Source organism: Aeromonas sp. R6-1, from assembly GCF_040908165.1.
GTDB classification, from domain to species: Bacteria; Pseudomonadota; Gammaproteobacteria; order Enterobacterales; family Aeromonadaceae; genus Aeromonas; species Aeromonas caviae.
Genome location: NZ_JBFODF010000053.1, coordinates 33,044 through 50,806, shown reverse-complemented (window position 1 = coordinate 50,806; position 17,763 = coordinate 33,044). Strand labels below are relative to the sequence as shown.

19 protein-coding genes are annotated in these 17,763 nt (G+C 59.6%); 11 read left to right on the top strand and 8 right to left on the bottom strand.

Features of this window, described 5'->3' with window-relative positions; genetic code table 11:
• Positions 1 to 63: 63 nt before the first annotated feature.
• Positions 64 to 792, bottom strand: coding sequence for a 30S ribosomal protein S2 (gene rpsB, locus AB5Y68_RS17210; RefSeq protein WP_010673403.1), 729 nt, complete (start codon positions 790 to 792; stop codon positions 64 to 66).
• A gap of 358 nt (positions 793 to 1,150) precedes the next feature.
• On the opposite strand from rpsB, the gene map reads away from it, so the two are divergent.
• The 4 genes from map to AB5Y68_RS17190 all read left to right on the top strand — a co-directional run bounded on the left by map (position 1,151) and on the right by AB5Y68_RS17190 (position 6,313).
• Entirely contained in the window at positions 1,151 to 1,939 is a 789-nt protein-coding gene (gene map, locus AB5Y68_RS17205) for a type I methionyl aminopeptidase (protein WP_010673402.1), read from the top strand.
• Positions 1,940 to 2,003: 64 nt separating this feature from the next.
• Positions 2,004 to 4,646, top strand: coding sequence for a bifunctional uridylyltransferase/uridylyl-removing protein GlnD (gene glnD, locus AB5Y68_RS17200; RefSeq protein WP_010673401.1), 2,643 nt, complete (start codon positions 2,004 to 2,006; stop codon positions 4,644 to 4,646).
• 178 nt (positions 4,647 to 4,824) lie between these two features.
• Entirely contained in the window at positions 4,825 to 5,652 is an 828-nt protein-coding gene (gene dapD / locus AB5Y68_RS17195; RefSeq protein WP_010673400.1) for a 2,3,4,5-tetrahydropyridine-2,6-dicarboxylate N-succinyltransferase, read from the top strand.
• 277 nt (positions 5,653 to 5,929) lie between these two features.
• Positions 5,930 to 6,313, top strand: a complete 384-nt coding sequence (locus AB5Y68_RS17190; protein WP_039039426.1) for a DUF3461 family protein — start codon at positions 5,930 to 5,932, stop codon at positions 6,311 to 6,313.
• A gap of 163 nt (positions 6,314 to 6,476) precedes the next feature.
• Here the strand turns inward: AB5Y68_RS17190 and ptsG are convergent, their stop codons facing one another.
• The 3 genes from ptsG to AB5Y68_RS17175 all read right to left on the bottom strand — a co-directional run bounded on the left by ptsG (position 6,477) and on the right by AB5Y68_RS17175 (position 10,727).
• Complete coding sequence (gene ptsG, locus AB5Y68_RS17185) at positions 6,477 to 7,910, bottom strand: PTS glucose transporter subunit IIBC (RefSeq protein WP_010673398.1); 1,434 nt, start codon at positions 7,908 to 7,910, stop codon at positions 6,477 to 6,479.
• Between the two features lie 429 nt (positions 7,911 to 8,339).
• Positions 8,340 to 9,311 (bottom strand): MalM family protein, encoded by a 972-nt coding sequence (locus AB5Y68_RS17180; protein ID WP_368207398.1) that lies wholly within the window; start codon positions 9,309 to 9,311, stop codon positions 8,340 to 8,342.
• A 90-nt stretch (positions 9,312 to 9,401) separates the two neighbouring features.
• Positions 9,402 to 10,727 (bottom strand): maltoporin, encoded by a 1,326-nt coding sequence (locus AB5Y68_RS17175; RefSeq protein WP_039039424.1) that lies wholly within the window; start codon positions 10,725 to 10,727, stop codon positions 9,402 to 9,404.
• A gap of 314 nt (positions 10,728 to 11,041) precedes the next feature.
• Here AB5Y68_RS17175 and AB5Y68_RS17170 point away from each other — a divergent pair, with 314 nt between their 5' ends.
• On the top strand, positions 11,042 to 11,182 hold the full coding sequence (locus tag AB5Y68_RS17170) for a hypothetical protein (RefSeq protein WP_154109896.1): 141 nt from the start codon (positions 11,042 to 11,044) through the stop codon (positions 11,180 to 11,182).
• Between the two features lie 71 nt (positions 11,183 to 11,253).
• Here the strand turns inward: AB5Y68_RS17170 and AB5Y68_RS17165 are convergent, their stop codons facing one another.
• The 3 genes from AB5Y68_RS17165 to AB5Y68_RS17155 all read right to left on the bottom strand — a co-directional run bounded on the left by AB5Y68_RS17165 (position 11,254) and on the right by AB5Y68_RS17155 (position 12,990).
• The gene (locus AB5Y68_RS17165) at positions 11,254 to 11,694 is read right to left on the bottom strand and encodes a flavodoxin (RefSeq protein WP_039039423.1); all 441 of its coding nucleotides are present in this window, start codon (positions 11,692 to 11,694) and stop codon (positions 11,254 to 11,256) included.
• 184 nt (positions 11,695 to 11,878) lie between these two features.
• Positions 11,879 to 12,658 carry a tRNA pseudouridine(65) synthase TruC gene (truC, locus tag AB5Y68_RS17160; protein ID WP_010673393.1) on the bottom strand — a complete coding sequence of 260 codons (780 nt, stop codon included), beginning with the start codon at positions 12,656 to 12,658 and terminating at the stop codon, positions 11,879 to 11,881.
• Complete coding sequence (locus AB5Y68_RS17155; protein WP_010673392.1) at positions 12,655 to 12,990, bottom strand: YqcC family protein; 336 nt, start codon at positions 12,988 to 12,990, stop codon at positions 12,655 to 12,657. Before AB5Y68_RS17155 ends, truC begins: the two co-directional genes overlap by 4 nt.
• A gap of 197 nt (positions 12,991 to 13,187) precedes the next feature.
• Here AB5Y68_RS17155 and AB5Y68_RS17150 point away from each other — a divergent pair, with 197 nt between their 5' ends.
• The 5 genes from AB5Y68_RS17150 to AB5Y68_RS17130 all read left to right on the top strand — a co-directional run bounded on the left by AB5Y68_RS17150 (position 13,188) and on the right by AB5Y68_RS17130 (position 16,136).
• Positions 13,188 to 14,216, top strand: a complete 1,029-nt coding sequence (locus AB5Y68_RS17150) for a DUF3549 family protein (RefSeq protein ID WP_039039422.1) — start codon at positions 13,188 to 13,190, stop codon at positions 14,214 to 14,216.
• A 68-nt stretch (positions 14,217 to 14,284) separates the two neighbouring features.
• Positions 14,285 to 14,581: a DUF3301 domain-containing protein gene (locus AB5Y68_RS17145; protein ID WP_039039421.1), complete on the top strand. Its 297-nt coding sequence runs from the start codon at positions 14,285 to 14,287 to the stop codon at positions 14,579 to 14,581.
• Between the two features lie 59 nt (positions 14,582 to 14,640).
• Positions 14,641 to 14,877: a DUF2789 domain-containing protein gene (locus tag AB5Y68_RS17140; RefSeq protein ID WP_039039420.1), complete on the top strand. Its 237-nt coding sequence runs from the start codon at positions 14,641 to 14,643 to the stop codon at positions 14,875 to 14,877.
• Positions 14,878 to 15,035: 158 nt separating this feature from the next.
• Positions 15,036 to 15,341 (top strand): hypothetical protein, encoded by a 306-nt coding sequence (locus AB5Y68_RS17135; RefSeq protein ID WP_039039419.1) that lies wholly within the window; start codon positions 15,036 to 15,038, stop codon positions 15,339 to 15,341.
• A gap of 9 nt (positions 15,342 to 15,350) precedes the next feature.
• Entirely contained in the window at positions 15,351 to 16,136 is a 786-nt protein-coding gene (locus AB5Y68_RS17130) for a Zn-ribbon-containing protein (protein WP_039039418.1), read from the top strand.
• Between the two features lie 73 nt (positions 16,137 to 16,209).
• On the opposite strand, the gene syd is transcribed toward AB5Y68_RS17130, so the two are convergent.
• The gene (gene syd, locus AB5Y68_RS17125; protein WP_039040699.1) at positions 16,210 to 16,758 is read right to left on the bottom strand and encodes a SecY-interacting protein; all 549 of its coding nucleotides are present in this window, start codon (positions 16,756 to 16,758) and stop codon (positions 16,210 to 16,212) included.
• A gap of 105 nt (positions 16,759 to 16,863) precedes the next feature.
• Here syd and queF point away from each other — a divergent pair, with 105 nt between their 5' ends.
• Positions 16,864 to 17,712 (top strand): NADPH-dependent 7-cyano-7-deazaguanine reductase QueF, encoded by an 849-nt coding sequence (gene queF / locus AB5Y68_RS17120; protein ID WP_010673385.1) that lies wholly within the window; start codon positions 16,864 to 16,866, stop codon positions 17,710 to 17,712.
• The last annotated feature ends 51 nt before the right edge of the window (positions 17,713 to 17,763 follow it).

The window sequence follows — 17,763 nt, the reverse complement described above, 5'->3', positions numbered from 1 at the left end:
ACAAGGGCCCCTGCTAACCAATTACATCAGCTTGGTTAATAAGGGCTTTTCAGTCCTTATCAATTACTCAGCTTCAACGAAGCCATCTTGTTCGGCTTGAACAACGATGTCCTGCTCGCGGGCTTCCAGAACGGTGTCAGCAGCAGCGTTCAGGTACAGCTGTACGGCACGGATAGCGTCGTCGTTACCCGGGATGACATAGTCAACGCCGTCCGGGTTGGAGTTGGTATCAACGATGGAAACTACCGGGATACCCAGGTTGTTGGCTTCTTTGATAGCGATGTGCTCGTGGTCGGCATCGACAACGAACAGAACGTCAGGCAGGCCGCCCATGTTCTTGATACCACCCAGGCTCTTCTCCAGCTTTTCCATTTCGCGAGTACGCATCAGCGCCTCTTTCTTGGTCAGCTTGTCGAAGGTACCGTCTTCGCTCTGGGTTTCCAGATCTTTCAGGCGCTTGATGGACTGACGAACGGTTTTCCAGTTGGTCAGCATGCCGCCCAGCCAGCGGTGGTTAACATAGAACTGGTCGCAACGCTCAGCGGCTTCTTTGACGGCTTCAGACGCGGCACGCTTGGTACCTACGAACAGTACCTTGCCTTTCTTGGCAGCTACGGAGCTGATGAAGTTCATGGCATCGTCAAACATCGGAACGGTTTTTTCCAGGTTGATGATGTGAACTTTGCTGCGGGCGCCGAAGATGTAGGACTTCATTTTCGGGTTCCAGTAACGAGTCTGGTGACCGAAGTGAACGCCGGCTTGCAGCATGTCGCGCATAGAAACTTTAGCCATTTTATACCTCTGTATTGGGGTTAGGCCTCCACACATCCCATATAACCGACCCGTTAAGGCACCCCGGCATATGTGTCGATGTGTGTGTGTTGTTGAGTAAGGGTGATGGCATGAGGACACGAGTTCCCCATTCCGGCGCGCTTTATACCATAACTTTGGTCATGACACCACCAGCCCGGGTGCTAAAAATGGATCCCGGACCATGGTGCGACCGCCTGATGACGTTGCGATGACGATCACACTGGAAGTAAACGGGGGTTGGGGATAAAATTTCGCCCTGATTGCAAACGCATCTATTTTTCATTACCTGGTTGTTGGGCATCGGCAGGATGCGCAATCAGGCCCCAAGAGAGATCCCATGTCCATTAAAATCAAGACACCGGAAGAGATTGAGAAAATGCGTGTCGCCGGCCAGCTGGCCGCCGACGTGCTGGTCATGATCGCCCCCCACGTCAAGGCGGGCGTCACCACAGACGAACTGAATACCCTCTGCCACGACTACATCGTCGACGTGCAACAGGCCATCCCCGCGCCGCTCAATTACCACGGCTTCCCCAAGTCCATCTGTACTTCAGTGAACGATGTCATCTGCCATGGCATCCCGAACCACAAGAAACTGCGGGAAGGGGACATCATCAATCTGGATATCACCGTCATCAAGGATGGTTATCACGGCGATACCTCCGCCATGTTCATCGTGGGCCAGACCACCCCCCTGCGTCGCCAGCTCTGCAAGGTGGCCCAGGATAGCCTCTATGCCGCCATCAAGCGGGTGCGCCCGGGCATGTGCATCACCGAGATCGGCGCCGTCATCCAGCCCATCGTCGAGCAGGCAGGCTTCTCCGTGGTACGCGACTACTGCGGCCATGGCATCGGTGCCGAGTTCCACGAAGAGCCGCAGATCCTCCACTACCGCAACGGCGGCAAGCTGGAGCTGAAAGCGGGCATGTGCTTCACCATCGAGCCCATGGTCAACAGCAAGAAGTACCACTGCAAGGTCAATCCGAAGGATGGCTGGACCGTGACCACCAAGGACGGCGGCGACTCCGCCCAGTGGGAGCACACCCTGCTGGTGACCGAGGATGGCTGCGAGGTCCTGACCCTGCGTCCCGACGACACTATCGAGCGTTTTATCCGCCACGTTTGACATTCAACCCCGGCCGCGCGCCGGGGTTGCTCTTTACCCGGCCCGACCGAGAGTGTGACATGCCATGGATGCCAGCCTGCTTTCTCCCCATCTGCTCCCAGACGATCAGCTCACCCGTGACAACTGCAAGGAGTACCTGAGCCGCTTTCTCGCCTGGCTGCACGAGCGCTTCGACGCCGGTGACAACATCATCGAACTGGTCGCCACCCGCTCCGAATACATGGACGCGCTGCTGACCAGGCTCTGGCACAAGTTCGGCTTCGACAGGACCGAGCTCACCCTGATCGCGGTAGGCGGCTATGGCCGCGGCGAACTCCATCCCCACTCCGATATCGACCTGCTGATCCTCTACGAAGGAGATGAACTGGACGAGGTGCTGGGGCTTCGCATCGGCGAGTTCATCACCCTCTTGTGGGATCTCAAGCTGGAAGTGGGGCAGTCGGTGCGCAACGTGGCCGAGTGCATCGAGCAGGGCCGCAACGACATCACGGTTGCCACCAACCTCATCGAGGCCCGTTACATCACGGGTCGCCTGGCGGGATTCGAGCAGTTGCAGGCGGCCACCCAGCCCCAGCACTTCTGGCCGAGCGAAGCCTTCTTTCGTGCCAAACGCGAAGAGCAGGCCCTGCGCCACCAGCAGTTTCTCGGCACCGCCTACAAGCTGGAGCCGGATCTCAAGAACAATCCCGGGGGCCTTCGCGACATCCAGACCCTGGCCTGGGTCGCCCGCCGCCACTTCGGCGCCACCACACTGTTCGAGATGACCAGCCACGGTTTTCTCAACCGGGCCGAGTACCGGGAGCTGCTCGACTGTCAGAACTTCCTGTGGAAGGTGCGCTTCGCCCTGCACATGGCCATCAACAAGGGGGATAACCGTCTCTTGTTCGACCGCCAGCGCACCGTGGCCCAGATGCTGGGGTTCGAGGGGGAAGGTAACGGCCCGGTCGAGCAGATGATGAAGCGTTTCTACCAGACGGTGCGGCGGGTGGCCGAGCTCAACGAGATGCTGCTGCAACTCTTTGACGAGGCCATTCTCGGCAACACCGCCATGGACGTGCGCCGCATCAGCGACGAATTCCAGCTGCGCGGCCGCCTCATCGATGCGGTGGACTCCGAGCTGTTCGGCCGGGATCCTGCCGCCATCCTGCGACTCTTCTACCAGATAGCCCAGCACCCGGAGATTGCCGGCATCCACTCCGCCACCTTGCGCCAGTTGCGCGAGGCCAGACGCACCCTCAACTGCTGGCTGCAAGATCTACCCGAGTGCCGCCGTCTCTTCATGGCGCTCCTGCGCCACCCCAACGGCATCGGCCAGCCCCTTACTTTGATGCACAAGTACGGGATCCTCGCGGCCTACCTGCCCCAGTGGAACCTCATCGTCGGTCAGATGCAGTTCGACATGTTCCACGCCTACACGGTGGACGAGCACACCCATCGGCTGCTGCAGAACATCCATCGCTTCCCGAATCCGGCCAGCCGCCAGACTCACCCGCTCTGCCACGAGGTGTTCACCCAGTTGCGCAAGCCCGAGCTGCTCAGCATCGCCGCCCTCTTCCACGACATCGCCAAGGGCAGGCGCGGCGATCATTCCGAACTCGGGGCCGTGGATGCGCTGGAGTTCTGCCAGTTGCACGGGCTGGATCGCTATGAGAGCCGACTGGTCGCCTGGCTGGTGCGCCACCATCTGCTGATGTCGGTCACCGCCCAGCGCCGCGACATCTACGACCCGGATGTGGTCACCGACTTCGCCCAGAAGGTGCGGGATGAATTGCACCTCGACCTGCTCTATTGCCTGACCGTGGCCGACATCTGTGCCACCAACGACAGTCTGTGGAACGACTGGAAGGGCACCCTGCTGCGCGAACTCTACTTCGCCACCCAGAAGGCCCTGCGCCAGGGGTTGGAAAACCCGCCGGACATGCGCCTCAAGATCCGTGAAAATCAGCGCCAGGCCAGGCAGATCCTGACCCAGCGCGAGGTGCCACAGGAGGCGGTCACCGCCCTCTGGAACGACTTCAAGGCCGATTACTTCCTGCGCCACAGCCCGGAGCAGATCGCCTGGCACTGCCGCAAGATCATCGCCCACGGTGACAACCCGGCCCCCCTGGTGCTCATCGGCAAGCATCCCATACGGGGCGGTAGCGAGGTGTTCATCTATTGTCGCGATACCCCCAACCTCTTTGCCACCGTGGCCTCGGCACTGGATCAGAAGAACCTCAGCATCCACGACGCCCAGATCATGAATTCGCGCAACGACTATGTGCTCGATACCTTCATCGTGCTGGAGCCAAACGGCGAGCCCATCAGCCCCAATCGTACCGCCACCATCAAGAAGGCGCTGGAGAAAGCCCTTCAGGAGCCGGGCAAGCTGGTGCTGCGCAGCAAACCCCTGTCCAGACGCCACCGCCAGTTCAGCGTGCCGACCAGGGTGGTCTTCCTGCCTCACAAGGGGGAAAACCGCCACACCCTGCTGGAGCTGACAGCCCTGGACACTCCAGGCCTGCTGGCCCGTATCGGTGCCGTGTTCCAGCAGTGCGGCCTCTCCCTCCATGCCGCCAAGATCACCACCATCGGTGAGCGGGTGGAGGACTTCTTCAGCCTCACCACCCTGGCCGGAGAGCCGCTGAACCCGGAGGAGCAGCAAGCCCTCGAGGAGAGGCTGGTCAATCAGCTCAACCCCCAGGAACCGCTTGGCGAGAGTGCCTGACACACTCGGATGAAGCCTCGAAAGAGGCTTTTTGACGTATTGATTCCTCAATCAGAACAAATGGTTGGACCACTCAAGTACAATAAATCGCCCTGATTCTGAAGAAATCGGCGAGAGCCCTTAAAAACGATTGGAAAAGTGTGATACAACAAACAGAATTTTATAAAGGAAACCTGTCATGACCCAGTTGCAACAGACCATCGAAGCGGCCTTCGAGCGCCGCGACTCCATCACCCCCGGCTCCGTCGATGCCGCCACCAAGGCCGCCATTCTGGAAGCCATCGACCTGCTGGACTCCGGCAAAGCCCGGGTTGCCGAGAAGATTGCCGGCGAGTGGGTCGTCCACCAGTGGCTGAAGAAGGCCGTGCTGCTCTCCTTCCGCATCAACGACAACGGCATCATCAAGGGCGACGATGCCCAGTACTACGACAAGGTTCCCCTGAAGTTCTCCAACTACACCGAAGAGCAGTTCAAGGCTGCCGGTGTACGCGTCGTGCCGCCCGCGACCGCGCGCAAAGGCTCCTTCATCGCCCCGAACACAGTGCTGATGCCCTCCTACGTCAACATCGGCGCCTTCGTCGATGAAGGCACCATGGTCGACACCTGGGCCACCGTGGGCTCCTGCGCCCAGATCGGCAAGAACGTGCACCTCTCCGGCGGCGTCGGCATCGGCGGCGTACTGGAGCCACTGCAGGCCAACCCGACCATCATCGAAGACAACTGCTTCATCGGTGCCCGTTCCGAGGTGGTGGAAGGGGTGATCGTGGAAGAGGGCTCCGTCATCTCCATGGGGGTCTTCATCGGCCAATCCACCCGCATCTATGACCGTGAAACCGGCGAGATCCACTACGGCCGCGTCCCGGCCGGCTCGGTGGTCGTCTCCGGCTCCCTGCCCTCCAAGTGCGGCAAGTACAGCCTCTACGCCGCCGTCATCGTCAAGAAGGTGGATGCCAAGACCCGCGCCAAGGTCGGCATCAACGCCCTGCTGCGCTCCATCGACGAGTAATCCACGCCGATGTCATCAAGGGCACCTCTGGTGCCCTTTTTCATGCCCGCTCTCATGGGTGGGCGCCAACTCCCCCCTGCCCCACCATCGCTGCACATCCCCACGAGGTGATACCGCTTATGGCCGTGCTGACAAGGCGTTCACCCCTCCCCCTTTGCTCATTGATTAAAGAAGACCTTTTTGACACCAATTTGAATTTGGCGCGCCTGTCACAGGCAAGGCATCCGGACTCGGGTAAGATAGAGGGGTCAGGATCGTTTCAAACCAAGGAAGCCCGATGTACGAGAATCTCAAGAGCCTGGGGATCCAGGAACCCACCTCGGTGGACAGCTACACCCTGCGCCAGGAAGCCAACCACGACATCCTCAAGATCTATTTCAAGAAGCAGAAGGGTGAATTCTTCGCCAAGAGCGTCAAATTCAAATACCCCCGCCAGCGCAAGACCATGCTGGTCGACTCGGGGACCCATGAGTACAAAGATGTCACCGAGATCAACGCCAACCTCAAATACGTGGTGGATGAGCTGGACAATCTGACCCAGGGCGGCCAGCCTTCCGCCGATCCGGACATCAAGCAGAAAATACTGCGCGACTTGCGTCATCTGGAAAAAGTGGTGCAGAACAAGATCAGCGAGATAGAACGGGATCTCGAAAAGCTTTAAGCCGGTCTGATGCAGCAAAGGCGCCCAGGGGCGCCTTTTTCATTGGGTCACACCATGCTGGCGCCGTCAGGAAAGCCCCCGCACATGTCCCGCCACCAAACGCAACCCAGCAAAAAGGGAGGCTTGCGCCTCCCTTTTCGGAACTCGGATATTGGAGCGACAATCAGTTGCTCTTCATCCAGATGTCCATTTCAGTTTTCAGGTTGTCGGACTTGGTGCCGAAGATGGCTTGTACACCGGAACCCGCCACCACCACACCGGCGGCCCCCAGCTTCTTCAGACCAGCCTGGTCAACCTTGGCCACATCCTTCACACCGACACGCAGACGGGTGATGCAGGCGTCCAGAGAGGCGATGTTCTCTTTGCCACCGAAGGCGGAGACCAGTGCAGCAGACATCTCGTCCTTGCTTTGACCGGCAGAGGACTCTTGGGCAGCTTCGTCTTCACGACCCGGGGTTTTCAGGTTCATGGCACGGATGACCACGGTGAAGACCACGTAGTAGATGACCGCGTAGACCAGACCCAGACCCACCAGCAGCAGCATGTTGTCGGCACGCGGAGATTGCACCACGAAGTCGATGAAGCCGTTGGAGAAGGTGTGACCGTGAACGACACCCAGCATGTTGGTCAGCACGTATGCCAGACCGGCCAGCAGGGCGTGGATGGCGTACAGAACCGGGGCCACGAACAGGAAGGAGAATTCGATAGGCTCAGTGATACCGGTCAGGAAGGAGGTCAGGGCAGCAGAAGCCATGATACCTACGATCTTGGCGCGGTTTTCCGGCTTGGCGGAGTGCGCAATGGCGAATGCAGCAGCAGGCAGACCGAACATCTTGAACAGGTAGCCACCCGCCAGCTGACCGAAGCCGTTGCCGGCAGCACGGGAAGCGTCATCAGCAGTCAGGAAACAGGTCATGATGCCGTGTACGGTTTCACCGGCGGCGTTGACGCAAGTACCAGCCTGATAGAAGAACGGCACGTTCCAGATGTGGTGCAGACCGAACGGGATCAGGGAGCGCTCAACCACGCCGTAGATACCGAAGGCCAGGACCGGGTTCTGGTTGGCAGCCCAGTCGGAGAAGGCACCGATGGCACCACCAATCGGCGGCCAGATGAAGGAGAGCACGACACCCAGACCGATGGAAACAAAACCGGTGATGATGGGCACGGCACGCTTGCCAGCGAAGAAGCCAAGGTACTCTGGCAGCTGGATCTTGTAGAAGCGGTTGAACGCCCAGGCAGCCACGCCACCGGCGAGGATACCACCCAGCACACCGGTATCGATCTTCTCGACACCCATCACAGGCGCCATCACGGTCAGGGTAGCGGTCATGATGCCGTAGCCGACGATGGCGGACAGGCCGGACACACCGTCGTTATTGGTGAAGCCAAGGGCGACGCCCACGGCGAACAGCAGAGCCATCTGGCCGAATACGGAACCACCGGCCTGCTCCATCAGTTGGGAGACGATTTCCGGCAACCAGCTGAAGTGGGCAGCCCCCACCCCCAGCAGAATACCTGCAACGGGCAAGACCGATACGGGCAGCATCAGCGCCTTACCGACCTTTTGCAGATTAGAGAAAGCATTTTTTAACATGTGTGCGCTCCTGAATGGATTTTTTTCCGACAACGACTCAGGGCAGTTTATTGATGACGATGTGCTTCATCCGTCACTGCGCCAAATGCGTTTTCCGGGTTGCTTATTTTGACCAGCAGAATATAACCCAGCGGGGGTGGAAATGCCTCTGTCGGAAACAAGGGAATAATAAATTTGGAGGAGAGATCACAAGATAATAAATAAGCAGAGAGGGGACTATCTTGAATATTATTTCGTATTGTTATAGCTTCGCCGCAAAAAGAAATAAACCACTTCAAAATAAATCACAAAGAAACCAAATAATACCCAACGATACTCACTGTAACTGAATGTAACTTATTGCGGATTTATATTATCCAGTCTACCGATTAAAAAGGCCTCCAACAAGGGAGGCCTCCAATAAATATCGATTTTAATAAACCGAGATATTTAGTTCTTCTGTGAACGTTTCACTGCATCAATAAAGACCGATTTCGCCTTGGTTGAACCGGCACGCTCGGCTTCAATCACGAGTTGCATCGCCTTGTCGATGTCACCGGCCTTCACTGCTTTCTCGATCTGGGCGTTGTAGAAGCTCTCGGTCTCGCTCAGCATGGCGGGAGCCGGTTTGCTCGGCGCTGCGGCAACGGCTGCCGTGGTAGCCGTCGCAGCCACCGCAGTGGTAGCAGGCTTGGCCTGGCTCATCGCCACCTTGTCGGCGTATTCAGGCTTGAACACGGCTTCCAGGCCTTGTCCCTTGGCCATGTCCGTGACCTTGATCTGTACCAGACCCCAGGGCGAATGGGGGATCACGGGGTCCTTGATATCCGGCTCGACCGTGCCGTTGGCACGGGCAAAGGCCTTGGCGGGGTGCAAGATGGTGGTGCTGCCCGCCGTCTCGTTGGCCGGCGCATAGACCACCATATAGGTTTCAGTGGCGGGATTGCCCGGCATGCTGCGGTCCACAAACACACGCCCCTCAATCCTGTCGTTGTCGAGCAGGTGGGCTGGTTGATAGGCAAAGACCGACTCACCCAGCACGCGAGTCACCTTGAACTGGGCATCCAGCATGATCACCTTGGGAACCAGGACCGTCTTGCTGACCTGGGAGGCCAGGGTGATGGCCAGATTGCCGGTATTGGCCGGCAGACGATAAGCGGCAAAATAGCTCATGCCCTCGTCAAACTGATAACTGGGCTGCTTGCCGTCGATGGCCAGCAGCGTCTCGCCTTCCGGCAGGGAGACATAATTGAATTCGTTGAACCCTGTGCAACAACTGGTTGCCTGGGAGAGCGCCTGCTTGGCCTGATCGGCATTACTCAGAATGGAGGCGTGCTCCTGCACGGGCACCACCATGCTACCGGAACAACCGGCCAGCAGCGCGGTAACCATGGCCGCGATAGACATCTTTACCAGTTTCATTCTTCTTATCTCCATAACCCGGTTGCCACATCATGCGAAACAAAACTGCCCCCATAAGGGGGCAGTGACTAACTTAACTGAAGATATTGCTTACCACCAGGCTTCTGCTTGTACGCCAACCTGATAGGTGTCTTTGGAGGTGTTGCCTTCAAACACTTCCTTGTCTTCATCATTCGCCAGATAGGAAGCGAATACACGGATTTCCGGACGGGCCCAGAAGCTGGAGCCGGCAGACCAGGCCTGAGCCAGGGTCAGCTTGTAGCCAGCATCCTTGTCATCGGCAGCGCCATTGTTATAGCTGGTCTTGTCCTTGAAGTAACCGCCTTCGAAGATGGTCTTGTTGAAGTCATCCCACTTGTACATCGGGCGAACTACGACAGACATGGTTTCGGTCTTGTCGTTGGTATCCCACATCTCGTTGCCTACCCCGTATACCAGCTGGTGACCCATCTCCCAGGAGTTGCCCATCGGGATGACGCCCCAGTTGATGATACGGTAGCCATCGGCACCGGCTTTGGCTTCGGCACCGTACCAGGAGCCATCACCGTAGTAGGCCATGGTCTTGGAGTAGCCTTCGGTACCGTACTGCAGTACGGTCTTGTTGAAGCCACCGAAGATGCCTTGGGTCAGTTCGGCGGTCAGCATGACGCCGTTCTTCATGTTGTCGTTCTTCAGATCTTTCTGGGCGTCGGTCTCATTGACCAGGGCATACATGGCGCCCACTTCCAGAGAGCCGTCCTGCCACAGCGGGATGCCGGCATAACGCACGTCCAGGGTGTTGACGTTCAGATCTTCGTTCTTCTGGTAAACCGGATCACCGTTGCCATCTACACCGGTCTGGGTGTACTGACCGAAGACATCACCCGCGCTGCGGTCGTTGCGGACCCAGGCCAGGGAGAGCTTGCCAGGACCAGCCTGGATGCCTTCGATACCGGCACCGGCACCGGAGATGTTCCAGTAGTAGAAGTCAGAGATGTGGATGTCGTGACGTTGGTAGTAACGCTTACCGGCCCACAGAGTGGCTTCCGGCGCGAAGCCCAGCAGCCCCTTGGCTTGCACGTTGAACTGACGCAGGGCGAAGTCGGAGTCGCCGTTGCACTGCTTGGCATCGAAGTTACAGACGGTGCCAGTACCTTCCCAGTCGTTGGAGCCGTTGGACGCCATGGCGAACATGGAGTCTACGTAGAAAGTCTTGCCATCTTTGTTGAAGACTTCCTGACCCAGCTGGACTTCGCCGTAGGTATCATTTTCGTTACCCAGACGACCAACCTTGTTGACGTTGTATTTGACCATGTCCCCGTCACCGGAAACACCGACACCTGAACGGAAGTAGCCGTGGAAATCAACGGCGAAGGCGGCTTGGGAAGCCAGGGCTGCGGTTACTGCTGCAGCGATCGGGAGCCACTTTGCTTTCATTTTCATTTTCCTTATTCCCGCTGAGAGGAGTGTGATCCTGATATTCAAGTTCTTATCACCGGAAAAACGTTTTGGTGATAACCGAGGTCGATTATATGTACCCAAATTCCCTGCAAACATGAGCTGATTCACAAAACGATGACAAATCGCACGCCGCTAACAACCACAGCAACAACAGCTCATTAAACTTAAGCTTGTTGGCCAAAGTCTCCAGTGGCGAGCAAAAACAAGAAAACAAACACCAAAGAAAGCGCTTTCAAATATTAATTCGCGACGAGAGTTAAGTGATAAATCCGTGTCGCAGTAGCAAAAACATGACTGAAATCGCTTTCAATGCGGAACTTTTAATTTTTCAATTTGTCGTGGGTGATGATGAATATGGCCAACCGGTTATCATCATTGGCGAGAAAAATAACCGGACGAAAGAGAGGATATATTTGGAGGCTGAGGCGTGACGCCCCAAAAATAAAACACCCCCGTCAGCACACTCACGGAGGTGAATTTATTCTCGGAGAGAAGGGTCTGGCTACAGTCTATTTTCCCAGGTTTTCAACCAGGCAAGCGCTGCCACTTCAGGCTCATCTTCTACCGTCGCATCGATTTCCAGGCGCACAACCAGTGGCTCGGCAGCCAGCTCCTGCAACAGAGCATCCAGCGTTCGCCCCGCTCCGCAGAAGTGTTCATAGCTGCTGTCTCCCATGGCGATGAGGGCATAGCGCCATCCCTTCATATAAGGAGCACGATCGGCCAGGGCACTGGCAAAGGGCTGCAAATTGGGCGGTATATCCCCCTGCCCCGTGGTGGCGGTCACGATGAGCAGAAAGCGGGAGGCATCGATGTCGGTCAGCGCCGCGTCATCGAAGATCTGGCAAACATGGCCATTGGCTTGCAGGTGGTCACAGAGGGTCTCGGCCACCAGCATGGCAGAACCGTAGACGGTGCCGACCAGGATATCGATCTCGGCCATCAGCGACTCCTCAGGGACAGATATTGGACCCGGCAAGACCGGGATGGGTAGGAAGAGCCCCCCTGAACAGGCGGGGGGCACGCGATTGCGCAGGCGATATCTCGTTGAGCCATAAGTCATTCCTCTGACGTACCTGGGCTACAGCATGCCACAGCCCGGTCAGAGGTAACAGATGGAAAGAGGCTCAGGCGCCGTAGTCTTGCTCGCTGGCAGGCCAGCCCAGACGGGCGAACAGACCCAGCACCTCGGGGCCCAGGGGCGCCTGGATCCGCATCGGCACCTTGAGCACCGGATGCTCGAAGCTCAGACGGTGCGCGATCAACAGCAGGCGGTCGCACCCGTAGTGCTCGCGAAAGAAGCGGTTGTGCCGGCCATCCCCGTGGGTGGTATCACCAACGATGGGGTGGAACAGGTGATCCAGATGGCGGCGCAGCTGGTGCTTGCGCCCCGTCTTGGGAAAGAGGCGGACCAGGCTGTAGCGACTGGTGGGATGCTTCTTGGAGACGGCGAAGGGCAGCTCGACCTGATGCAGACGACGAAACGCGGTCACAGCCTCCTGGGCGGGGCGATCCGGGTCGCTGAAGGCATCGGCAATCTTGTCCAGCTGCTCCTTGAGCGGATAGTCGATGAGCCCCTCTTCGGGGGCCCATCCCCGCACCAGTGCCAGGTACTCCTTGTGGACCTGACGGGCAGCAAAGGCCTCGGTCAGGGTGCGGGCCACGGCAGGATCGAGAGCAAACAGCAGCACACCCGAAGTGGGCCTGTCCAGTCGGTGCACGGGGTAGACATGACGACCCCCGATCAGATCCCGGGTCATCTGCATGGCGAAACGGGTCTCGGCCTTGTCGAGCCAACTGCGGTGCACCAGGAGACCGGACGGTTTGTTCACCGCCACCAGCCAGTCATCCTGATAGAGCAGAGTCGGCTGCAAGGCATCCGCTGTCCGGGTCTGCTCGTCCATCATTGTTCGACCACTTTGCCGGAGAGCAGCAGATCGAAACGGGCGATCAGACGAAGCAGGGCCTCGACCTCCGCCAGCTCCTCTTTATAGACCTCACTCGCCATGGGATAGAGGGAGACGCTGGTCGGCAGCGGCGCCTGCAGCAGCACCAGCTGCTCCATGCGCGGGATCAGCACGAACTGCAGCCACTGATCGAAACTCAGGGTATCGACACAGAACGGCAGCTCGCTTGCCAGCGCCTCGCTCCCCGGATGGTCGGCTTGCCAGCGTTCCAGACGTTGCAACTCGGCAGTCAGCTCTCCCAGCAGACCGGCAACCAGCAGATATTGATTCATCTCGCTCACTTCCTCATCGCGGGCCCGGTCTGCGACGGGGCCCCACTCAATACGGCCATCAAAAAGGGGCGCTACTATACACCGACCCCGCAATGGCTGCCATGTTGCCGTCACCTTCATACCCTGCATCACCGCCTCTGGCTATCTGGTGCAGCCCCCTTATAATCGCCCGCATTATCTTCAAGCGGGATCTCTTCATGTCTTCCATCAACACCCTGACCGAGTTTCTGACCCAGGCCGATACCCAGTTTCAGCTGTTCGATCTGGGCCGCCAGGTGCGCCCGCTCCCCAGCGACCTCTTCGTGCGCATCGAGCAGCAGCAGGAGCCCTACCCCTGGCCGTTGCAGCAGCACGCCTGGCTCGGCGTGCACTTCTTCCAGCCCACCGAATCCAGGCACTACCTCTGGTTCCTCAAGTTCGCCCTCGATGAGCGCGGCCTGCTCATCTCCAGCGGCCCCAAGCATTTCATGGATCAGGTGGTAGAGACTCTGGGCTACAAGCTCACCGGTGAACTGGACGAAGAGAAGGCCCAGCGTCTGGCGGACAACCCCTACACCTTCCGTCCGGCCGAGGCCAAGATGGCCAGTGTGCACGCCAAGCTGGCCCGCCAGCTGGAACAAGCCCCTTCCGCTTACTACGAGGCCCTCTGCCACTATCTGGCGGCGCCGGGGGAAGAGGGGTGGCAGGCCCTGGGACTGCAAGGGTTTGCAGATCTCGCTGAGCGGCTGCAGGTTGAACGCAACCTGGCACTGGTCTGCAAGGCCTTGCCCATGCTGCCGCAGGCCCCTCTTTACGCCCTGTGCCAGAGCCTGGAGAACGCCCCCCTGCCTCCTGCCCTGCAAGGCGCATTGCTGGAGCGCATCGGCAAGGAGCAGGAGTGCGCCGAGCCTGACCCCGAAACCCTGGCCTATCTGTGCCGGGCACTGGCCTCCTGCCCGGGCAACGGACTGCGCACCAACAAGCTGCTGACCCTGCTGCAAACCCGGCCAAGTCCCTCCCTGCTCCTCGCCATCGCTGGCCGCCTCTGGCCCGATCTGAAACACCCCGAACTGCTCGGCCTGTTTCTGGAGCAGCTCGCCCTGCAACCCACCCAGTTCTTCAACCAGGTATTTGCCGAGCTCGTCACGCTACCGGCCTTGCGCAATGATATGCTGGCAAAACTGCGTGACCCCGAACGCAGCGAGGCCCTGGGTCTGGCCATCGGTCGCCTGTTCGCTGCCACCTAGGCCCGGCACGACGGCCCTGTTGCCTGGGGTGAACAGGGCCCCACACACATCACAGAAGGAACCCGCTGATGGGAGAAATGCTTGGGATCTTGCTGCTCGGCCTCGTTGGCTGGGCCTTCTGGCAACAGCGCCGCCAGGCGGAGCTGGCCTGGCAATACATGCGCCGCTACTGCCAGCACCATGACCTGCAACTGCTGTCGCTGGCGCGGACACACCGCGCCCTGGGGCACAAGCCCCTGCGCCTGCTCACCTACTACCAGTTCGAGTTCTCCAGCGACGGAGAGAGCCATTATCAGGGACAGCTCTGCATGCAGGGGCTGCATGTCGCCGGTGTCGAGCTGCCACCCCATCGTCTCCCCTCCTAGATTTGAGAGCACGGGGGCTGGCTATACTCTTCCACAGCCCCCTTCCAAGGAGTACCAACATGGAATTGCTCACCCATGACATGGCCGCCCTGTTTGCCCAGCTGGGGCTGGCCAGTGACGACATCAGCCAGCAGCGTTTTATCCGCGACCATCCCATCGATCGCCATACCCAGTTGCCCGACGCGCCGTTCTGGACTCCTTCCCAGGCAGGCTTTCTGCGCGATGCCCTCAGCCACGACGCCGACTGGGCGGAAGCCATCGACCAGCTGGATGTGATGCTGCGCCAGGGGACCTGATCCCCGCACTCCCGGCGGCCAGCGTTGGGTAGACGCGGAGCCGCCAATCCCCTCCCTCTCGCCACCCACGCCCTTCGCTCCGCTTTCCTGATGGACAGGCTTTGATTAAGCTCTGTGCCACTATCCACCCGCAGCAAGACGGCCGTGCAGGAGCCAAGATGTCAGCCCAAGAGATCATCCAGATAGCCAACGAACTCAGTGCCAGGGGGATCACCCCCTCTACCGCCATGGTCAAGGCCCGCCTCAGCCATCCCGTGCCCATGGCCGAGCTGCTCAAGGTGTTGAGCCAGTGGAAGCAACAACCCCAGCCCGCGGCGACAGCGCCCGCCCCCGCCAGTGCCCCCGAGGCGTCCCCCTTGGCCACGGAAAGCGTCACTCTTCAGCAACTGAGTGAACAGCTCGCCCGGCTGGAGCAGAAGGTCGATCGCCTCACCGCTCTGCTGCTCAACCAGAAGCCGGATTGACCCGTCGCCATGCATATCCTCGAACTCACCTTTGAGTGCTACCGCGATACGTCCCTCGGGGAGGCCGAACGGGCCATCGTCCACTACCTCGACATGCTGCGCTATCAGGGTCAGATCCTGGGGCGGGAGTTTCCCACCAGCATGCACGAAGGCTATTTCGTCAGCCGGGTGGTCTGCCCGGAGCAGGACAGCCTGCACCCTGACAACCAGAGCGAACTGGTCGCCCTTGCCGAGCAAGGTCTGCACCAGGCGGGCCTGCTCGCCCCCAAACTCCACCTGCAAGGGGCGGATCTGCTCTCGGATAGCACGGACCCGTGCGCAGAGCAGGGAGAGCGTCCCAGCTGGATGCTGCTCTACACCAGCTTCCTGCACAGTTGCTCTCCCCTGCGCTGTGGCGATCACTTCGCCCCCATCCCGCTCTATCGGCTGCCCGCCGTCGCCAACGGTGACCACAAGCAGATCATCAAGTGGCAGGAAGATTGGGAAGCCTGCGATCAGTTGCAGATGAACGGCTCCATCGCCGAACACGCCGCCCTGCACGAAATCGGCGAGGTGGGCAGCCGCCTTCATCGCCGGGGCAGCGATCTCGCCAGACGGCTGGAGGTCCTGAGCGGCATTCCCACCTATTACTATCTCTACCGGGTAGGTGGCCTGAGCGCTACCGAAGAGCGGGCTCGCCCCTGCCCTGGCTGTGGTGGCCCATGGGCGCTGGCCGCCCCCCTGCACGAGATCTTCGACTTCAGGTGCGAGCCTTGCAGGCTGGTCTCCAACCTCTCCTGGGACTTCAAGGAGTAGGTGCCCACCGCGCACAATGGCGCATTAAAAAGAGAGGGCCTTGCCAGGTGGCAAGGCCCTCTCTTTTGGGGCATCACTGGGGCAAGGTTTCCAGTCGCGCCAGAAAGGCCGGCAACGAGGGAGCCAGCGTCAGGCGCCGTCCGGTGTCCAGCCACTCCAGCCACACCTGGCCGCTCTCGTTATCGAGGGAGACCAGCGTCATCTCGTTGCGGGTCGTGGCAATGAAGAGTGAAGGGGATCGCTTCAACTTGCGCAGCATCAGCAGGTGGCCGATGAGGTTCTCCTTGAGCAGATCCAGATCGGCGTCGTTCCACGGCAGGATGAGTTCGATGCGCAGCCCCTTGAAAGAGCAGGGCAGAGGGCGGCTGAACCAGTGACCAAACAGGGCGATGGCGCTGGGATGCAGGGTCAGCTCCAGGGCGTTCGCCATGGCCGTGAAGTCGGCTGCCTGCTCCCGCTGGAACGGACGCCAGGCTACCCGACCCTCCCTGGGTTCATCCAGCTCGCAAGGAGAGCGCCAGTCGGCCTCCCAGTCGCACAGGGGCAGCCCCCGCCTTCCTTCGCCATCGCGCTGCCAGCGTAAAAAGAACTGCTCCAGGGCAGACAGGACTTGATCCGACATCGATATTCCCCACAATAGCGGCCTCTGATGGCCGCAAGTACCTGATCGAAAAATCGGGCCATTGCACCATCAAACCCCTTATCAGACAAGCGTGAGCAAACCAGCATGAGCAAACAAGAGAGATACGCCGGCGCCAGTGCGCTGCAAGGCCTGAGCCTGGGGCAGCAGTCCGCCTACATCAGCCAGTACACCCCGAGTCTGCTGCAGCCCGTGCCACGCAGCCTGAACCGCGACGATCTTGGCCTGAGAGGTGAACTGCCGTTCCAGGGGTGCGACGTCTGGACCCTGTATGAACTCTCCTGGCTCAATGCCAAAGGCAAGCCCGTGGTTGCCATCGGGGAGGTCTTTGTGCCGGCCACCAGCCCGAATCTCATCGAGTCCAAGTCGTTCAAGCTTTACCTGAACTCCTTCAACCAGACCCGCTGCGACTCCCTGGAGGCGGTGCAGGCGCTGCTGGTTCAGGACCTGAGTGGCTGCGCTGGTGCCCCGGTGAGCGTCACCCTCTTCACCCTCGACCAGGCCCCCCACCAGATAGCCCAGCTGCCCGGTGAGTGCATCGACAGCCTGGATATCGAGGTGGACGGCTACGAGTTTGACGAAACCCTGCTGCAAGGGGCCGCCGGTCGCGAGATCGTGGAGGAGACCCTGCACAGCCACCTGCTCAAGTCCAACTGCCTGGTGACCAGCCAGCCGGACTGGGGATCCGTGGTGATCCACTATCGCGGCCCGCGCCTCGACCGGGAGAAGCTGTTGCGCTACCTCATCTCGTTCCGCCAGCACAACGAGTTCCACGAGCAGTGCATCGAGCGCATCTTTACCGATCTCAAGCACTTCTGCGCCCCGGAACAACTGACCGTCCATGCCCGTTACACCCGCCGCGGCGGCCTGGACATCAACCCCTTCCGCAGCGACTGGGAGCCGGTTCCGGCGAACCTGCGCCTCATTCGCCAGTAATCACCGGCGCCGCCATCCTGCGGGCTGCGGCCCGCTGCGCATCACCTCAGT